This is a genomic window from Caballeronia arationis (assembly GCF_001544975.2).
GTDB classification, from domain to species: Bacteria; Pseudomonadota; Gammaproteobacteria; order Burkholderiales; family Burkholderiaceae; genus Caballeronia; species Caballeronia arationis.
Genome location: NZ_FCOG02000466.1, coordinates 1 through 1199, shown reverse-complemented (window position 1 = coordinate 1199; position 1199 = coordinate 1). Strand labels below are relative to the sequence as shown.

The following is a 1199-nucleotide window of genomic DNA, read 5'->3' as shown; positions in this document are numbered from 1 at the left end:
GAACGAAACCGCTCGCGCGGTAGGGGGCTACGGCCCGACTTGGCGGGCCTTGAGAGGGGAGCGGCGCGATTGCGTATGTTGATGATCGGGGCAATCCGCCTCGTTCCTCAACGGAGCCGCATCATGATCTCCACTCAACCGGGCGTCAGCCCGCTGCGTCAGCGCATGACGGACGACATGCGCATGCGCCAGCTTTCTCCCAAGACTCAAGCGGGCTACTTGCGCATTGTGCGTGAATTCGCCCGATATCTTAAGCGCTCGCCCGACACGGCGACTGTCGAAGATCTGCGAAACTACCAGTTGTATTTGGTCGATCGCGGAACATCGCCCGTCTCCCTCAATGCCGCGATCACTGGGTTGAAGTTTTTCTTCGAGATCACGCTTCAGAAACCAGAACTGATGGCTCGAATGCAGCCAGTGCGCGTGCCGCGCGTCCTGCCGGTTATCCTCAGCCCCGACGAGGTCCGACGACTGATTGCGGCGACAGGTAATTTAAAGCATCAGACGGCGTTATCGCTCGCCTACGGCACTGGGTTGCGCGCCAGCGAAGTGATCTCGCTCAAGGTCGGCGATATTGATAGTCAACGCATGACGTTGCGGGTCGAACAGGGCAAGGGCCGTAAGGATCGCTACGCGATGCTCTCGCCGGTGCTGCTCGAACGCTTGCGAGTCTGGTGGCGCGTGGCGCGCGCCCAAGGCAAGATGCCCGATGGCGGCTGGTTATTTCCAGGACTGGATCCTGTTGACCCGCTGACTCCACGGCAACTGAATCGCGCGATTCGGGCTGCGGCCGAATCCGCACAAATCGATAAACGCGTATCGATGCATACGCTGCGCCACAGTTTCGCCACGCACCTGCTCGAACAGAAGGTGGATATCCGTGTGATTCAAGTGCTGCTTGGCCACAAGAAGCTTGAAACGACAGCGCTCTACGCACAGGTCGCCACCGATTTGCTGCACGAAGTCGTCAGTCCTCTGGAGCGCCTGCGTACTGAGTAACGGACGCGCGGTCAGACCGATGTTGGAGGTCGCGGACATCTTCCGCGCCTGCGGGGCCACGTGGCGACGCACGGTAGCACTGAGCCTCGGGCAGCTGAAGGTGATGTCGGCCATCGAACAGTGCCGCAGCGCGGCGCTGGGTGGACATGTGTTGCGCTGTTCGGGCTGTGCACGAACCGAGATCGCCTATAACTCATGTC

At 60.6% G+C, this 1199-nt stretch carries 2 protein-coding genes; both read left to right on the top strand.

The genetic code is table 11. From position 1 onward, the window contains the following. Positions 1–123: 123 nt before the first annotated feature. Positions 124–999, top strand: coding sequence for a tyrosine-type recombinase/integrase (locus tag AWB81_RS43210; RefSeq protein WP_062644718.1), 876 nt, complete (start codon positions 124–126; stop codon positions 997–999). A 19-nt stretch (positions 1000–1018) separates the two neighbouring features. Beyond that, on the top strand, positions 1019–1199 hold a 181-nt coding region (locus AWB81_RS43205; RefSeq protein WP_200822649.1), incomplete at its 3' end, for a transposase zinc-binding domain-containing protein.